This window comes from Agromyces tardus (assembly GCF_003710805.1).
Taxonomy (GTDB): Bacteria; Actinomycetota; Actinomycetes; order Actinomycetales; family Microbacteriaceae; genus Agromyces; species Agromyces tardus.
The window spans coordinates 61,560-78,242 of record NZ_RHHB01000007.1; the positions used below are offsets into that span (position 1 = coordinate 61,560).

Sequence of the window (16,683 nt, forward strand, 5' to 3'; positions counted from 1 at the left end):
CGCGCATGACCCTCAGCGCGCTGCGCGACGACGCGCTCTCGGCCACTGCCGACGGGTTCGAGCTGCGGCTCGGCCTCCCGTGGATCCGGTCGCTGCCCCTCGACTGCGTCGACTCGCTCGAGGTGGCGGTCGATGGCGAGCGGGTCGATCCGCTCGCCGTCGTGCTCGGCGACCGCGTGGTCGATCCCGGTGCCCTCGCGCACGAGGGCGGCTGGTGGTTCCTGCAAGACCGTCTGGTGCTCCGGGGCGAGCGGATGCTGCAGCCCGGCGCGCACGACGTGGCCGTCTCGTTCCGGCTCCGCATCCCGTACCTGCAGGCCGGCCCCGACGGCCCGCTCACCCTGCCCTTCCTCGTCGAGCGCACCCTCGAGCTCGGTGCGACGCCTGCGGGTCGAGGAGCCCGCAGCGCGCCTCGAGACCCCCACGAAGCGGGACTTCAGCACGCGGATGCTGCGGCCACCGCCGCCGTCTCGCCTGCTGCTCTCCCCTCGACCTGGACCCTCGCAGCGAGCGCCTTCAACTGGACCCCCGAGGTGATCCGCGCCGAGCAGCCGGCGCCCGACATCGCCGTCGGCATCGTGACGGCCGGGGTCGCACCCGTCATCGAGGTCGAACCGGGCCAGTTGTGGCGCTCCTTCCCCGTGCCGGCCGACGCAGAGGTCGACGCCCTGCGGCGCGGACTCGACGCCGCCGGCGGCAGGGTGAGCATCGTCGGGGCGAGCCTCGACGACTGGGTCGGTCCGACGCAGCGACGCAGTGACGACGACCGACTCGCGTTCCTGCTCCCCCAACTGCACGCCGCACGTCGCGTCGGCGCGGCGGGCGTGCGCCTGCCGATCGGCCAGGCGGGCGAGCCGCTCCTGCGGCGGGTCGTGCCGACACTGCACGAACTCGACCTCGTGCTCTTCGAGGAGATCCAGGGCCAGCAGACCCCTGATTCCACGCCCACCGCGGCGGCCGTCGACACGATCGCCGGCCTCGACGACCCGCGCGTTCGCGTGCTCGTCGACATCAGCATGCTCATGCCCGCGCTGCCGTCGAGCTACCTCGAGCAGCTCGCGGGCGCAGGCCTGCCGGGCGATCTGCTGGCCCGCCTCACCGACGAGTGGCGCGACCCCGCGACGACGGGCGTCGTCGTCGACGTGCTCCGGTCGGGCGCCGTGCCGCCCGCCATCCACACGATGTACATGAACCTGCTGGTGCGCTTCGGACGCTCCGACGCGGGCGTGCTGCGCGACATCCTGCCCTTGGTCGGCGCGTTCCACCTCAAGTTCTGGGATCTCGACGACACCGACGGTCGCGTCTCCGCGCCCATCCGCGACCTCGGCGCACTCCTCGCGCCCACCGGCTTCGCCGGCACGCTGTGCAGCGAATGGGGCGGCCACGAGTGGCTCCTCGACGCGGATGCCGCGGACATGACCCGGCGGCATCTCGCTCTCGCGCGTCAGGCCCTCGCCGAGGGTGCGGCCGCCGCGGCCTGAGCGAGTGTTGCTCCCTCGAACCCGGTCGCGAAGTATCCGCGGGATACCTTTCCACCGCGGTTCAGGGAAGGAAGATCGTCAGGCCGCGGCCTGAGCGAGTGGTGCTCCCTCGAACCCGGTCGCGAAGTATCCGCGGGATACCTTTCCACCGCGGTTCAGGGAGGGAACATCGTCGCGTCCGACGGAGGGACCGCGGGTGGCGGCGGGAATTACGAGCGCGAGGGCATCACGCCGCGCGATGCTCTCGCGCTCGGAATCGACGTCGTTGATAGACTGGAGGCCCGTCCTCACCCGAAGGAACACAACGACGTGTCCGACCAGGCTCCGCTCTCCCGGCTCGACCTCAACCTGCTCGTGTCGCTCGACGCGCTGCTCACCGAGCGCAGCGTCACACGCGCGGCCGAGCGCCTGCACCTCAGCCAACCGGCGCTGAGCGCCTCGCTCGCTCGCCTCCGCACGCACTTCAACGACCCGATCCTCGCGCGCACCGGCAACAGCTACGAGCTCACGCCGCTCGCGTCGCGCCTGTCGGAGCACACGGCCGCGGCGCTGGATGCCGCACGGCGGGTCTTCGAGAGCCAGGCCGAATGGGATCCGAGCCAGTCGACGCGCGAGTTCGCGCTCTACGGCTCGGACTACAGCTTCGCGACCACGGGCCGGGCCCTGTCGGGGCTCGCGGCCGAACGGGCGCCCGGCGTTCGCTTCCGGTTCATGCTCCACAACCCGCAGATCGTCGAGGATGCCGTGAACCGCCTCCGCGGCGCCGACGGTCTGCTCATGCCGCACGGCTTCCTGAGCGACCTGCCGTTCACCGACCTCTGGAACGACACCTGGGTCATCGTGGCCGCCGAGGACAACCCCGACATCGGCGAGACGGTCACGCTCGACGATGTCGCGCGGTCGCCATGGGTGTTCACCTACCAGTCGCGATCGGCGTTCACCTCGGCCACCCGCCAGATCCAGCAGCTCGGCATCGAGCCGCACGTCGAGACGGTCGTCGAGAGCTTCCTGTCGCTGCCGATGTTCATCGCGGGAACCCGCCGGCTGGGTCTGATCCAGGCCGGTCTCGCCGACTACGCGCGCAAGGCGGGCGGGGTGCGCGTGTTCGAGCCGCCGTTCGATGCGACGCCCATACACAACGCGATGTGGTGGCATCCGGTGCACCGCCGCGACCCCGAGCACGAGTGGCTGCGCACGCTGGCGGTCGAGGCCGCGAGCGGCCTGCACGCCGAAGCGCCCTGAGCTCGCGGCATCCGCCCACCGGCAGGAGTGAGGCCGAGAGCGTCAGGCGCGCTCGCGGGCGCGAGGGCGGCGCCGGGCGGCCGGGATCTCGGGCACCGGCCGCGCACGACCGACGACGTTCCGGATCTCGCCGATGCCCTCGACCCGCATGACCACCTCGTCGCCCGCGGTGAGCGGCAGGGGCGTGAGCTCACCCGCGCGACCCCACAGCTCCGCGAGGCAGCCGCCGTTGCCCGCGGTGCCCGAGCCGAGCACGTCGCCCGGCACCACTCGGGAGTCGCGGGACGCGTAGGCGATCAGGTCTCCGAACGGCCAGCCCATGTTCGAGAGCAGGTCGCGGCCGATGCGCTCGCCGTTCACGAAGACCTCCATGACGATCGGCAGGAACCCCTCGTCGTCGACGAGCCCGTCGAACTCGTCGGCCGTGACGATCCACGGGCCGAGCGTCGTGCCGAAGTCCTTGCCCTTCGCCGGTCCGAGCCGCACCTTCATCTCGCGGCCCTGGATGTCGCGCGCCGACCAGTCGTTGAAGATCGTGTAGCCGAAGATGTGCCGCGCGGCTTCGGCGGGCGACAGGTCGCGGCCGTCGGAGCCCGCGACGCCGCCGATCACGGCACCCACCTCGAGCTCGAAGTCGAGCCGCTCGGTCGTGGGCGGCCGCAGCTCGTCGCCGGTCGCGATGATCGAGTGCGGGTTGGTGAAGTAGAACGTCGGGAACTCGTACCACTCGTCGGCGACGTGGCTCTTGCCGTCGATCGAGGCGGTGACGCCCTCGACGTGCTCCTCGAACGCCACGAAGTCGCGCACGCTCGCGGGCACGAGCGGCGCGAGCAGCCGCACCTCGGCGAGGGGTACGGCGGATGCCGCGGCGTCGCCCTCCGCCTCCGCGGCGAGCGCGGGCAACGCCGCGAGCCCGGCCGCGAGCACGTCGGCCACGGTCAGGCCGCGCGGGAACGACACGACGCCGTCCCCGATGACGAACCCCTCGTGCACGGTGTCGCCGCGCGTCCACCTGGCGATCCTCATGCGGTCCCTCCGACGGAGGCGGCAGCGGCAGTGGACGCAGCGCTCATCGCTGCCCGTGACGGCAGCCGCGCCCCGAGCAGCTCCGCCGCGTTCCCCGAGAGGATCGCGCGCTCGTCGGCCTCGGCGAGCGCCGCCTCGCGCACGCGCTCGATCGGGTCGTCGACGCCCATGTCGAACGGGTAGTCCGTGCCGAGCAGCACCCGGTCCGCGCCCGCGGCGTCGACGAGGGCCCGCAGCGCGCCCGGCGTGTGCACGAGCGAGTCGAACCGCAGGCGCCGCAGGTACGACGACGGGAGCTCGCGGCATCCGTGGGCCTCGGGTCGCACCTGCCACGCGTGGTCGGAGCGTCCGAGGAACGTGGGCAGGTAGCCGCCGCCGTGGGCCGCGACGAGCTTCAGCCGAGGGTGCCGGTCGAGCACGCCCGAGAAGATGAGGTGCGACAGCGCGACCGCGTTCTCGACCGGCTGGCCGACCGTGTTCGAGAGGTAGTAGCGGTCGAGCCGCTCGTCGAGGCTGCAGCCGAACGGGTGCAGGAACACGACCGCGTCGAGCTCCTCGGCGCGCGCCCAGAACGCCTCGAGCCGCTCGTCGCTGAGCTCAACCTCGCCCGCGAACGACGAGATCTCGACCCCAGCGAGGCCGCTCGCGACCACGGCGTCGTCGAGCGCGTCGACCACGAGGTGCGGATGCTGCAGCGGTACGAGCCCGAGGCCGAGCAGCCGGTCGGGCGCCCCCGCCACGTGCTCCGCGATCGCGCGATTCGCCTCGCGAGCGGCCCACGCGGCGAGCTCCTCGCCCGCCCAGGGGTAGTAGTGCGACGGCGACGGCGACACGAGCTGCACGTCGACGCCCTGGTGGTCCATCTCCGCGAGCCGGGCGTCGAGCCGGGTGAGCAGCGGGATCCGCTCGCCGATCATGCGACCGGATGCCGAGAGGCTCTCGGGTCCGTTGCGGCGCGCCTCGAGGGCCTGCGCCGCCGCGAAGCCCTCGGCGTCGCGCGCGGCGACCGCCTGCTGCAGCGCGGGAAGCAGCAGGTGGGCGTGCACGTCGACGACGGGGGCGCCGTGATCGCCCGGCCCCGCGGCATCCGTCGGCTGCGCCTCGTTCACGTGGGTGTGCTCGCTCATGCGGGCTGGCTCACGAGCATGGCGATGCGGCGCATGAGGCCGGGCACGTCGGCGTCGCGCACGTGGTCGATCTGCCACTGGCCGAGCTGCACGGATGCCTCGACGACCTCGGTCGCCCGCGGCACGCGTCGTGCGTGGAACTCGTCCCACAGGGCCTGGTCGACGGCGTCGTGCGAGAGCAGCAGCTCGGACAGCACGAGCGCGTCCTCGCCGGCCTGCGCGGCGCCCTGCGCGATCGTGGGCGGGCAGCTGTGCGCAGCCTCGCCGATGATGACGACCCGGCCGCGGTTCCACGCGTCGGGCACGACGTGCTTCGTGAACCACGTGTAGTTGACGCGCGACGCGTCGTCGAGGGACTCGCGGATCTCGTTCCACGGCCCGCCGTACGCCTGCGACAGCTCCTTCATCACCTGCACCCCCTCCTCGGGCGAGAGCAGGTGGCGGTCCTGGGCGGGTTCGACGAGGTAGGCGTACATCATCTCCTCGCTCGTCGGGCAGTAGCCCGCGATGTAGACCGGACCGCCGTAGTAGAGGTCCGTCTGCGTGACGTCCTTCGGGCGCGGCACGAAGGCGCGCCAGATGCCCATGCCCGTGCGCTCCGGCTCCGTCTCGATGCCCATCTGCGCGCGGATCGACGAGTGCAGGCCGTCGGCGCCGATGAGCAGGTCGTAGCGGCCGCTCGAGCCGTCGGTGAGCGTCACGTCGACGCCGTCGGCGTCCTGGGTGAAGCTCGTGACGGTCGTGCCGTAGTGGATGCGGGCGCCGAGCTCGGTGGCGCGGTCGGCGAGGATCCGCGCGAGGTCGGGGCGGTACATCCCCGCGACCGCCGGGTACTCGGGGCCGCCCGTTCGCGCGTCCGGGATCTGCGCGATGAACGGCGCGTCGGGGCCGGGGGCGCGCAGGCCCGTCTGGTCGAACGAGTAGCCGGCCGCCTTCACCTGCTCCCACACGCCGAGCCGGTCGAACACGCGCAGCGCGTTGCCCTGCAGGGTGATGCCGGAGCCGAGGGCGGTGAGGTCGGGCTTCTGCTCGAAGACGTCGACCTCGACGCCGCCCTCGGCGAGCAGGATGGCGGCGGCGGTGCCGGCGACGCCGGAGCCGACGATCGCGACGCGGGAGACAGCGGACATCAGGGGATCCCTTCGTTGGGTTCGGGTCTTACTTCAGGGCGATGGGGTTCACGGGCGAGCCCACGGCGCCGGTGATCGGCAGGGGGGATGCCACGAGCAGGAACTCGTAGCATCCGTCGGCCGCGCAGTCGGCAGCGAGCGCCTCGAGGTCCCACATCTCGCCGATCGTCAGCCCGAGGTTGGGGATGACGACCTGGTGCAGCGGCTGGAAGGCGTCGTCGAACTCGTTCGGCCGCACCTCGAAGCCCCAGGTGTCGGTCGCGATCGCCGCGATCTCGGTGCGGTGCAGCCAGCCGGCCGTCGTGAACGAGAGTCCGGCGCTGGGGCCGCCGGCGTAGCCGTTCCAGCCCTCGCGCAGGGCGCGGGCGTAGCGGCCGGTGCGCACGAGCACCAGGTCGCCGCGGCCGACCGCGCTCGTGGCGCCCTGGGCTTCGATGCAGGCCTCGAGCTCGGCGGTCGTGATGGCGTAGCCGTCGGGCAGCTCACCCGGCGTGGCGTCAGCGGATGCCTCGGGCCGCAGGAACCGGCCCAGGTCGAGCAGCACGCCGCGACCCACGATGGCGGATGCCGCGTGCTCGATGCCCGTGACGAGGTCGCCGTCGCTCGTGACGACCGAGCCGGCGGGGCGCCCGTTCCACGCCATGCCGCGGTCGAAGATGTGGCCGAGGCCGTCCCACTGCGTGGAGCACTGCAGCGGCATGGCGATGACGTCGTCGGCCCCGCCGATGCCGTGCGGGAAGCCCTGGGTGCCGGCCGCGGCATCCGTGCCCGTGTCGAGCATGGTGTGCACGGGGTTCGTGCGCCGGCGCCAGCCCTGCTGCGGACCGTTCATGTCGAACGGCTGCGAGAGCGAGAAGCTCGCGCCGCGGCGCACGAGGGCGGCGGCGCGGGCGCGCTCGGCGTCGCCGATGAAGTTGAGGGTGCCGAGGCGGTCGTCGTCGCCCCAGCGGCCCCAGTTGCGGAAGGCTTCGGCGGCCTCGGCGATGTGGCGCTCGGGGGCCGTGCGGTCGAGGTCGGCGGGGTTCTCGGTCGGGCTCATCGGCGCTCCTCGGCGACGGCGCGCACGGTCTGGGCGCCGAGGCCCTCGATGGCGCCGACCATCACGTCGCCGTCGCGCAGCATCCGCCCGTGCACGATGCCGTTACCGGCCGGGCTGCCGGTGAGGAGCAGGTCGCCCGGCAGCAGCGGCATGTTCTGCGAGGCGCCCGCGATGAGCGCGGGGATGTCGAAGAGCAGGTCGGAGGTCGTGGCATCCTGCATCGTGTCGCCGTTGAGGGTGAGCTGCAGGTGCAGGTCGCCGGGGTTCGCGACGAACGGCGACGGCACGAGGAAGGGCCCCGTCGGCAGGAAGCCCGGCGCGTTCTTGCCGCGGTACCAGTCGGTGCCGATCTCCTTCATGTCCTCGCGGAACACGAGGTCGCGCGTCGTCACGTCGTTCACGATCGTGTAGCCCGCGACGTGTTCCATCGCGTGCTCGCGGTCGACGCGGAACGCCTCGCGGCCGATCACGATCGCGAGCTCGAGCTCCCAGTCGTGCTGGTCGCTGTACGACGGCAGCACGAGGTCGACGTCGTCGCCGACGACCGCGGCCGGCAGGCCGATGAAGAAGTAGGGAATGCCCTCGCGCGCACGGCGGTCCATCATGTCGGCCGCCCACTCGCGCAGTTCCTCGATGGGGCGCGGGTCGTTCTTCGCGCGGCCCGCCGCGACGAGGTCGATGACGTGGGTGCGGTAGTTGGCGCCCGTCTGCAGCACCTGGCGGGGAGTCACCGGCGCGGAGAGGGTGACGTCGGCGAGCGGATGCCACGCGGCATCCGTCTGCTCGGCCACCGCCGTCAGGCGCCCCCACGACGCCGGCGCCTCGGCGAGGAACGCGTTGAGGTCGGCAGCGCCCAGCTCGTCGGGCCCGATCTCGCGCACCCGGTCGCCCGCGACGAGTCCGAGCCGCGCCTCGGCTCCGTCGCCCGTGCGGAAGCGGACGAGGGCGTAGGGGGCGGTCAGGCCGGCGGACGACGATGTCACGGGTGGATCTCCAATCACGCGCGCAGCGGTGCGGGGCGCAGCACCAGTCAACCGCGTCGACGGGTATCAGTGAAGCGTCGATCGATGATGGACTCCATCACTCCTGTGGATGCGCCGAGCCCATCGCCCGCGCGATCGGCAGGCCGCCGCCGTGGCCCGTGAGCCCGCCGTCGACGGCGATCTCGGCGCCGGTCACGAACGAGGCATCCGATGACAGCAGGGTGACGATCACGGCGGCGACCTCGTCGACGCGGCCGGTGCGGCCGAGCGGGCTCGCCTCGAGGTTGACCGCGCGGAACGCGTCGGGCGCGCTCGCGGTCATGGGCGTCTCGATGAACCCGGGGCTCACGAGGTTGACGCGGATGCCACGGGGTCCGAGTTCCATCGCCGCCGTCTTCGTGATGCCGCGCAGTGCCCACTTGCTCGCGCCGTAGGCGATGCCGTAGTGCGCCATCACGCCCGCCGCCGAGCCGACGTTGACGATCGAGCCGCCGTCGCGCAGGAGCGGCGCGAGCGCCTGGATGCCGAGCGCCGGTCCGACGGCGTTCACGGCGAAGGCCTGCTGGAAGTCGTCGACCGTCGCGTCGTGCAAGCGGGCGCGCCGGGTGATGCCGGCGGCGTTGACGAGGCCGTGCAGGCCGCGCGCATCGTCGCGTGCGGCGAGCCGCGCCGCGAGCTCGCGCCACTGCGCGGCATCGGTCACGTCGAGACGCACCCGCTCGACGCGGTCGGGCGGCTCCTCGTCATCCCACGCGAGGTCGGCGGCGATCACGTGCGCGCCGGCGGCGGCGAGTGCAGCGACGGTCGCCGCTCCGATCCCCGACGCGGCACCCGTGACGACGTCGGTGCGTTCCTCGAGCGACGGCATGGTCCACCCTTCCCGCGTCGGCGACGCTGTTTCCATCGTGCGCCCGGATGCCGCGTGCGGCACACCCTCACTCGTGATGCCGGGCATCACGAACCGCGATGACGGGGGCGGCGCGGCATCCCTAGGCTCGACGACATCGCACTCGAGGAGGAGCGCATGACGAACGACCTCGGCGAATCGGGATCGCCCTTGCACCCCTCACGGCTCTTCTCGTGCGCCGGCCAGGTGGCGATCGTCACCGGTGGCACGTCGGGCATCGGGCTCGCGACCGTCGAAGCGCTGGCGGCCGCGGGCGCCCGGGTGCTGCTCGCGGGCGTCGACGCGGGCGATCCGGTGGGCGTCGCCGAGTCGCTGGCCGCCCGCGGACTCGAGGTCGCCGGCGTCGTGAGCGACGTGACGTCGTCGGAATCGCCGGCCGCGCTGGTCACCGCTGCCGTCGGACTCTGGGGCCGTCTCGACACGGTGGTCTGCAACGCCGGTGCCGCGCTCGATCCGCCCGACGGTTCGATGGACGTCGACGCGCTCGACCGGATGTTCGACCTGCACGTGCGGTCGGTCTGGCGGCTCGCGGATGCCGCGGCGCCCGCCATCGCGCGCTCCGGCGGCGGCTCGTTCATCGTGATCTCGAGCATCGCCGGGCTGCGCGGCAATCGGGTCCTGGCCGGGTACGGCGTCACGAAGGCCGCGAACGCACAGCTCGCACGGAACCTCGCGGTGCAGTGGGGCGAGCACGGCCTGCGTGCGAACGCGATCTCGCCCGGCGTGATCGAGACCGCGTTCGCCCGGCCGACCACCGAGGACGCGGGCGCCGCGGCCACACGGCTCGCAGGCACGCCGCTGCGCCGGTTCGGCCGCCCCGAGGAGGTCGCCGGCGCCGTCGTCTGGCTCGCGTCTGCCGCGGGCGCCTTCGTCTCGGGCCAGAACATCGTCATCGACGGCGGCACCCTCATCGCCGACTGACCGCCTGTGCGGGTTGAGTAGCGGACGGCGGAGCCGCCCGCGTATCGAAACCACTCGCCGGTTGAGTAGCGGACGGCGAAGCCGCCCGCGTATCGAAACCCAGGCACGTCAGAGGTCTCGATACGCGTCGGGCTCCGCCCGGCGCTACTCGACCGGCACAGCTGGCTCCGCCCGGCGCTACTCGACCGGCACAGCTGGCTCCGCCCGGCGCTACTCGACCGGCACAGAGGGCCCCACCGCGAGCGGCGCCCCCGTGGCATCCGTCACCTGCTCGATGCTCACGCCAGGCGCGAGCTCGCGCAGCACCAACCCGTCGTCGGTCACGTCGATGACCGCGAGGTCGGTGATGATGCGGTCGACGCAGCGGCGGCCGGTGAGGGGGAGCGTGCACTCGGGCACGATCTTCGCCGAGCCGTCCTTCGCGACGTGCTCCATCACGACGATCACGCGTTCGGCGCCGTTCACGAGGTCCATCGCGCCGCCCATGCCCTTCACCATCTTGCCGGGCACGGCCCAGTTGGCGATGTCGCCGTGCGCCGAGACCTGCATGGCGCCGAGCACGGCCGTGGCGATGCGTCCGCCGCGGATCATGCCGAAGCTCGCGGCCGAGTCGAAGTAGCTCGCGCCGGGCAGCACCGTCACGGTCTCCTTGCCCGCGTTGATGACCTTGGCGTCCTCCTCGCCCTCCCACGGGTACGGTCCGACACCGAGTATGCCGTTCTCGGAATGCAGCACCACGTGCGTGCCCTCGGGCAGGTGGTTCGGGATGAGCGTCGGCAGGCCGATGCCGAGGTTGACGTAGGAGCCGTCCTCGAGCTCGGCGGCGGCGCGGGCGGCCATCTCGTCGCGCGTGCGCGGCATCAGCGGTCCTCTCCTGCGGGGGCGGCGGTGTCGGATGCCGCGGGCCGCGGCCGCACGGTGACCTTCTCGATCGGCAGCTCGGTCGCCTGCTCGTGCGTCAGCTGCACGACCCGATCGACGTAGATCCCGGGCAGGTGGATGTCGTCGGGATCGAGCTCGCCCGGCTCGACGAGCTCGTCGACCTCGGCGATCGTGATGCGGCCGGCCATGCCTGCGAGCGGGTTGAAGTTGCGCGTCGACTTCTCGAACCGCAGGTTGCCGTGCCGGTCGCCGACCGCCGCGCGTACGAGGCCGTAATCGGTGCGGATCGCCTGCTCGAGCACGTACTCGCGCGTGCGCCCGAACGCCGCGAACGGGCGCAGCTCCTTCGGCTCGCTCGCGAACGCGACCGAACCGTCGGGCGCGTAACGGATCGGCATGCCGCCGTCGGAGACCGCGGTGCCCGCGCCCGTCGCCGTGTAGAACGCCGGGATGCCCACGCCGCCGGCGCGCAGCCGCTCGGCGAGGGTGCCCTGCGGGGTCAGCTCCACCTCGACCTCGCCGCCGAGGTACTGGCGAGCGAACTCCTTGTTCTCGCCGATGTACGACGCGATCACCCGACGGATGCGGCCCGCCGCGAGCAGCTCGCCGAGCCCCCACCCGTCGACCCCGCAGTTGTTCGAGACGACCTCGAGGCCGCCCGTGCCCTGGGCGAGCAGCGCCCGGATGAGCACGATCGGCACGCCCGAGAGACCGAAGCCGCCCACGGCGAGCGAGGCTCCGTCGGGTATGTCGGCGACCGCCCAGGCCGCGCTCGCGTACGTCTTATCCATCGTGCTCCTCGGGGGTGGGGGCGTCGTGCGGAGGGGTGTCGGCAGTGGTGGCGGGGGCGGCAGGGGCAGCGGATGCCGCGGGCTCGGCGTCGGGCCCTCCGTCCGCGTCGAGCTCGGCGAACACACCGCGCGCGATCCCGAGCGCCGTGTTGGCCGCGGGCAGTCCGGCGTAGAGCGCGGTGTGCAGCATGACCTCGGCGATCTCGCCGCGGGACAGCCCATTCCGCAGCGCGGCGCGCACGTGCATCCGCGTCTCGGCCTCGTGGCCGCCGGTCACGAGCGAGGCGAGCGTCGCGATCGACCGCTCGCGACGGGAGAGCTCCTCGCGGGCCCAGATCTCGCCCCACGCGTACCGCGTGATGAAGTCCTGGAACACGGCCGTCTCGGGGGTGATCGCGGCGTTCGCCGCGTCGACGTGGGCGTCGCCGAGCACGGCTCGCCGCACGGCCATGCCGCGCGTCGCCGGGTCGGCCGGCTGGGCCTGGACCGCCGAGGCCGCGGCCGCCTGCGACGCCCCGGCGATGTGGCCGGCGAGCAGCGCGGCGCTCTCGGCCGGCCGTTCGAGGGGTGGCAGGTGCGCGGCATCCGCGATCTCGGCGAAGCGCGCGCCGGGCACGGATGACGCGAGCTCGCGCATCGCCGCGGTGGTGGTCACCCCGTCGTGGCCGCCGCCCACGAAGAGGCTCGGCGCCGTGATCGACCCGGCGGTGGCGCGCCGATCGAACGAACCGAGCGCCTCGCAGCATCGTGCGTACGACTCGTCGTCGACCTCGACGAGGAGCTTGAGCGCCCGCCCGCCGGGCCCGTCGGGGTTCGCGGCGAGGTAGTCGGGCGCGAACCACCGCGACGCGCTGCCGACGACGAGCGACGCCGTGCCGCTCGCGCGTACCGCGGCAGCCCGGTCGGCCCAGCCCGACGGCTCGCCGATGCGCGCGCCGCTCGCGAACGCCGTGAGGCTCTGCACCCGCTCGGGCGCGCTCGCGGCGAGCTCGATCGCGACGGAGCCGCCGAGCGAGACGCCCGCGACGTGGAAGCGTCCGCCGCCGAGTTCGTCGACGAGGCGCAGCACCCCCTCGGCGAGCTCGCCCATCGTGAACGGCTCGCGGGCGGCCGGGCTGGCGCCGTGGCCGGGCAGGTCGACCCGCAGGATGCGGAACCCGGGCAGCGCGGCGCGCAACGGCGGCAGCGCGGCATCCCACAGTTCGGTCGTCGTGCCGAGCGAGGGCAGCAGCACGAGGGTCTCGACCGCGACCGCGTCGGGCGCGGCCGGCGTCACCGAGCCGAGCAGGCGGGGGATGGTCATGGTGCCTCCAGCAGTGCCACGGCACTGAATCGTTCGGTCGCCGCGGCGACGATGCGGGCGGATGCCGCGAGCGTCGGCTCGGCATCGCGCTCGAGCTCGGGGCTGAGCGCACGGTTCCGCGCCACCGCCGTGCGGTCGACGTCGAGGGTCGCGACGAGCCCGGACGCGGCCTCCGCGCTCTCGAGGGCGAGCCGCGCGAGCCCCCGCAGCGCCTGCCACTCGGCGTGCCACTCCCCCGCGGGCCGGGCGTCCTGCGACACGGATGCCGCGTGCACGGTCGAGAGCAGGCCCGGCGCCCGCAGGGCGTTGGCGGTGAGCAGCACGGCGTCGACGGGATTGCGCTTGTGCGGCATCGCCGACGAGCCGCCCGTCGAGCCGAGCACGACCTCGCCGATCTCGGTGCGCGCGAGGAACGCGATGTCGCGGCCGATGCGGCCGAGCGCCGCCGTCACGAGGGCTGCCGTGGCGGCGATGCGCAGGATCGGCGTGCGCTCGGTGTGCCAGCTGCGCCGTAGGTCTGCGAGGCCGAGCTCCGCGGCGAGCGCGGCACGCAGGTCGCCCGTCGCATCGGGCCGGTCGGCGATCCGGTCGAACGCCTCGCCCGTGCCGACGGCTCCCCCGAGCTGCACGGGGAACTCCGTCGCGTCGATCGCCTCGACCGCCGAGCTCACGCCGTCCAGCCAGCCCGCGACGGTGACGCCGATCGTGCTCGGTGCGGCGTGCTGCCCGAGCGTGCGTGCGATCGACACCGTCTCGCGCTCCGACTCGGCGAGCGCCGCGAGCGCGGAGCCCGCGGCGACGAGGTCGTCGCGCGCCTCGACGAGCGCCGTGAGGCACACGAGCACGAGGGCCGAGTCGAGGATGTCCTGGCTGGTCGCGCCGGCGTGCACGCGGGGGCCCGATCCTGCGACGGCCGCCTCGGCCTGCGCGCGCAGCTGCTCGACGAGCGGGATCACGGGCACGCCGCCGGCGTGCGTTCCCGCGACGAGCGCCGCCCGGTCGAGGGTCTCCTCGTCGAGCGCGTCCGCGATGGCCGCGGCGTCGCCGTCGCCCACGCGCGCCCACGCGCGCAGCAGCGCGCGCTCGACCTCGACCAGCGCGGCGAGCATCGCGTCGTCGCCCGTCGTCGCGGTGGCGGCGCTGCCGAGCGGCTCGAGCAGTCCCCAGTCGTCAGCCATCGCGCTCCGAGTCGGTGCGGTCCGGGTCGGTGCGGTCCGGGTCGTCGATGCGGTCGAAGTCGAGGAACACCGTCTCGCCCTCGCCCTGCAGGCGGATGTCGAACCGGTAGCTCGCGTCGCCGTCGGCCTGCGCGATGAGCGTCGCGCGCCGGGCGGGGTCGATGTCGCCGAGCAGGCGATCGCCGGCGTTGCGCTCGGGCTCGTCGCCGAAGTAGGCGCGCGTGAAGAGGTGGTGCATGAGCCCGCGGGCGAAGACCGTGACCAGGAGGTAGGGCGCGGCATCCGCTCGGGTCGGCCCGGGCTTGATCGTCGTGAAGGAGTAGTGGCCGTCGCGGTCGGCCGCCGCCCGGCCGAAGCCCGTGACGGTGTGGCCGTCGCGCGCGAAGCTGCCGCGTTCGGCGATGACCCGCCCCGCGGCATCCGCGCCCCAGATCTCAACGAAGGCGTCGGGCACGCCCACGCCGGCGCCGTCGATCACGGTGCCGTGGAAGCGGATGGCCGACGGATGCCACGGCGGTGCCACCTCGGGGCCGCCCGCGTACGGCAGCGCGAACCCGAAGAACGGGCCGACGGTCTGCGACGGGGTCTGCAGGAAGGGGGTCTCAGGCATGGTCGGCGTCCTCCGGCTCCATCCACGTCGACTTCGGTCCGGTGAGCACGACGTCCCAGCGGTAGCCGAGCGCCCACTCGGGCTCGCTCACGTCGTGATCGTACGTCGCGATGAGCCGTGCGCGCGCGGCGGGATCGACGATCGACTGGGAGATCGGGTCGAGGGCGAAGAGCGGATCGCCCGGGAAGTACATCTGGGTGACGAGCCGCTGCGTGAACGCGGACCCGAAGAACGAGAAGTGGATGTGGGCGGGCCGCCACGCGTTGCGGTGGTTCTTCCACGGGTACGCGCCGGGCTTGATCGTCGTCAGCCGGTACGACCCGTCGTCGCCCGTGATGAGCCGGCCGACGCCCGTGAAGTTCGGGTCGAGCGGCGCGGGGTGCTGGTCGCGCTTGTGCACGTACCGGCCCGAGGCGTTGGCCTGCCAGATCTCCACGAGCTGGTTGCGCACCGGGCGACCCTCGCCGTCGAGCACGCGCCCCGTCACGACGATGCGCTCCCCGAGGGGCTCGCCGACGTGCTGGATCGTGAGGTCGCTCTCCTCGGCGGCGACGTCGGTGTGGCCGAACGCCGGCGAGACGAGCTCGATCTCCTCGGGGTCGGCGCGCACGAGCTCGTGCGTCGGATGCCGCAGCGCCGACGAGCGGTACGGCAGGAAGTCGCGCGGCGGGTGCACCGGGAGCGGGCGGCCCGTGGCATCCGCTCGCCGCCGGTAGTCGTCGTGGATCGTCGCGATCTCGTCGGAGATCTGCCGCTGCGTGAGTTCGGGTTGGGGGTCGGGTCGCATGTGGTTTCCTGTCGGACTCAGAACGGAAGGCCGGCGTACTGCTCGGCGAGGCTGCGCTTCGCGTGCACGGAGCCGGTGACGTACTCGAGTTGGCCCACCTGGCTGCGGTAGCGGAACGCCCGCGCCGAGGCATCCGGCACCTCGTGGTGCACGTGCAGCATCTCGGTCATCCACTGCGAGAAGTGCTGCACCTGCCACTGGCGGGCGAGCGCGCGGTCGCTGTAGGTGTCGAGGCCGCTCGAGTCGCCGGCGCGGTGGTCGAGCAGGGCACGGCCGAGGATCGCGACGTCGGCGATCGCCGAGTTGAGGCCCTTGGCGCCCGTCGGCGGCACGATGTGGCCGGCGTCGCCCACGAGGAACATGCGCCCGCTCGCCATCGTCGACACCACGAAGCTGCGCATGGGCGTGATCGACTTCTCGGTGATCGGGCCCTCCTGCAACCGCCAGCCGTCGACGCCGAGCCGGGTCTGCAGCGCGTCCCAGATGCGGGCGTCGCTCCAGTCGTCGATCGACTCGTCGGGCGCGACCTGCAGGTAGAGGCGCGACACCTCGAGCGAGCGCATGGAGTGCATGCCGAAGCCGTCGGCGTGCAACGCGTAGATGAGGTCGTCGGTCGACGGCGCGACATCCGCGAGGATGCCGAGCCAGCCGAACGGGTAGCCGCGCTCGAAGACCTGCAGCTCGGCGGAGGGGATGCGCTGCCGGCAGATACCGTGGTAGCCGTCGGCGCCGACCACGAAGTCGCACTCGAGCTCGTGCACCTCGCCGTCCTTCGTGTAGATGACCTCGGGGCGGCGGCCGGCGATCCCCACGGGCTCGACGTCCTCGGCTTCGAAGACGATGTTCGAGCCGATGCGCTCATGCTCTTCGAGCAGGTCGGTCACGAGGGCCTGCTGCCCGTACACGGTCACCGTGCGGCCGACGAGCTCGCGGAAGTCGAGGTGGTGGCGCTCGCCCTCGAACTGCAGGTAGATGCCGCCGTGCGTGAGCCCGCGTTCGCGGAGGCGCCTGTCGAGGCCGAGTTCGGCGAGGATGTCGACCGACCCCTGCTCGAGCACGCCGGCGCGGATGCGGCCGAGCACGTACTCGCGCGAGCGCTGCTCGAGGATCGTGAAGGGCACGCCCGCCTGCCCGAGGATGTGGCCGAGAAGGAGGCCGGCGGGCCCCGCCCCGATGATCGCCACTCCGGTGGTCTGGTGCACGGATGCCGCCTCTCGCGTCGCTGGGAAGGTGGCTCGACTCTCGCCCATCGGCCCGCGCCGCGGTGGGACGTTTC

At 73.1% G+C, this 16,683-nt stretch carries 16 protein-coding genes; 3 read left to right on the forward strand and 13 right to left on the reverse strand.

Annotated elements, in window-relative coordinates:
• The first annotated feature begins 5 nt into the window (after positions 1–5).
• The gene (locus EDM22_RS19985; protein WP_245989250.1) at positions 6–1,481 is read left to right on the forward strand and encodes a hypothetical protein; all 1,476 of its coding nucleotides are present in this window, start codon (positions 6–8) and stop codon (positions 1,479–1,481) included.
• Between the two features lie 309 nt (positions 1,482–1,790).
• A complete protein-coding gene (locus EDM22_RS06470; protein ID WP_122936248.1) occupies positions 1,791–2,723 on the forward strand; it encodes a LysR family transcriptional regulator in 933 nt (310 codons plus the stop codon).
• 42 nt (positions 2,724–2,765) lie between these two features.
• On the opposite strand, the gene EDM22_RS06475 is transcribed toward EDM22_RS06470, so the two are convergent.
• From EDM22_RS06475 to EDM22_RS06500, 6 genes are all read right to left on the reverse strand, one after another.
• On the reverse strand, positions 2,766–3,749 hold the full coding sequence (locus EDM22_RS06475; RefSeq protein ID WP_122936249.1) for a fumarylacetoacetate hydrolase family protein: 984 nt from the start codon (positions 3,747–3,749) through the stop codon (positions 2,766–2,768).
• Positions 3,746–4,876 carry an amidohydrolase family protein gene (locus EDM22_RS06480; RefSeq protein WP_122936250.1) on the reverse strand — a complete coding sequence of 377 codons (1,131 nt, stop codon included), beginning with the start codon at positions 4,874–4,876 and terminating at the stop codon, positions 3,746–3,748. Before EDM22_RS06480 ends, EDM22_RS06475 begins: the two co-directional genes overlap by 4 nt.
• Positions 4,873–6,006 carry an FAD-dependent oxidoreductase gene (locus EDM22_RS06485; protein ID WP_122936251.1) on the reverse strand — a complete coding sequence of 378 codons (1,134 nt, stop codon included), beginning with the start codon at positions 6,004–6,006 and terminating at the stop codon, positions 4,873–4,875. Before EDM22_RS06485 ends, EDM22_RS06480 begins: the two co-directional genes overlap by 4 nt.
• Before the next feature lie 28 nt (positions 6,007–6,034).
• Positions 6,035–7,045, reverse strand: a complete 1,011-nt coding sequence (locus EDM22_RS06490) for a cyclase family protein (RefSeq protein WP_122936252.1) — start codon at positions 7,043–7,045, stop codon at positions 6,035–6,037.
• Positions 7,042–8,028: a fumarylacetoacetate hydrolase family protein gene (locus tag EDM22_RS06495; protein WP_122936253.1), complete on the reverse strand. Its 987-nt coding sequence runs from the start codon at positions 8,026–8,028 to the stop codon at positions 7,042–7,044. The genes EDM22_RS06490 and EDM22_RS06495 overlap by 4 nt, the downstream gene beginning before the upstream one ends.
• A gap of 97 nt (positions 8,029–8,125) precedes the next feature.
• Positions 8,126–8,896 carry an SDR family oxidoreductase gene (locus tag EDM22_RS06500; RefSeq protein ID WP_122936254.1) on the reverse strand — a complete coding sequence of 257 codons (771 nt, stop codon included), beginning with the start codon at positions 8,894–8,896 and terminating at the stop codon, positions 8,126–8,128.
• Between the two features lie 156 nt (positions 8,897–9,052).
• Here EDM22_RS06500 and EDM22_RS06505 point away from each other — a divergent pair, with 156 nt between their 5' ends.
• Positions 9,053–9,856 carry an SDR family NAD(P)-dependent oxidoreductase gene (locus EDM22_RS06505; RefSeq protein WP_122936255.1) on the forward strand — a complete coding sequence of 268 codons (804 nt, stop codon included), beginning with the start codon at positions 9,053–9,055 and terminating at the stop codon, positions 9,854–9,856.
• A 210-nt stretch (positions 9,857–10,066) separates the two neighbouring features.
• On the opposite strand, the gene EDM22_RS06510 is transcribed toward EDM22_RS06505, so the two are convergent.
• The 7 genes from EDM22_RS06510 to EDM22_RS06540 are packed head-to-tail and all read right to left on the reverse strand — an operon-like array spanning position 10,067 to position 16,609.
• A complete protein-coding gene (locus EDM22_RS06510; protein WP_122936256.1) occupies positions 10,067–10,717 on the reverse strand; it encodes a CoA transferase subunit B in 651 nt (216 codons plus the stop codon).
• Positions 10,717–11,529 (reverse strand): CoA transferase subunit A, encoded by an 813-nt coding sequence (locus tag EDM22_RS06515; protein WP_122936257.1) that lies wholly within the window; start codon positions 11,527–11,529, stop codon positions 10,717–10,719. The genes EDM22_RS06510 and EDM22_RS06515 overlap by 1 nt, the downstream gene beginning before the upstream one ends.
• Positions 11,522–12,832, reverse strand: coding sequence for a bifunctional 3-oxoadipate enol-lactonase/4-carboxymuconolactone decarboxylase PcaDC (gene pcaDC / locus EDM22_RS19990; RefSeq protein WP_122936258.1), 1,311 nt, complete (start codon positions 12,830–12,832; stop codon positions 11,522–11,524). Before pcaDC ends, EDM22_RS06515 begins: the two co-directional genes overlap by 8 nt.
• Positions 12,829–14,010, reverse strand: coding sequence for a lyase family protein (locus tag EDM22_RS06525; protein ID WP_122936259.1), 1,182 nt, complete (start codon positions 14,008–14,010; stop codon positions 12,829–12,831). Before EDM22_RS06525 ends, pcaDC begins: the two co-directional genes overlap by 4 nt.
• Positions 14,003–14,620 carry a protocatechuate 3,4-dioxygenase subunit alpha gene (gene pcaG, locus EDM22_RS06530; RefSeq protein WP_122936260.1) on the reverse strand — a complete coding sequence of 206 codons (618 nt, stop codon included), beginning with the start codon at positions 14,618–14,620 and terminating at the stop codon, positions 14,003–14,005. Before pcaG ends, EDM22_RS06525 begins: the two co-directional genes overlap by 8 nt.
• Positions 14,613–15,407 (reverse strand): protocatechuate 3,4-dioxygenase subunit beta, encoded by a 795-nt coding sequence (gene pcaH, locus EDM22_RS06535; RefSeq protein WP_122936261.1) that lies wholly within the window; start codon positions 15,405–15,407, stop codon positions 14,613–14,615. The genes pcaG and pcaH overlap by 8 nt, the downstream gene beginning before the upstream one ends.
• 17 nt (positions 15,408–15,424) lie before the next feature.
• Entirely contained in the window at positions 15,425–16,609 is a 1,185-nt protein-coding gene (locus tag EDM22_RS06540) for a 4-hydroxybenzoate 3-monooxygenase (protein WP_212591904.1), read from the reverse strand.
• Positions 16,610–16,683 lie beyond the last annotated feature (74 nt).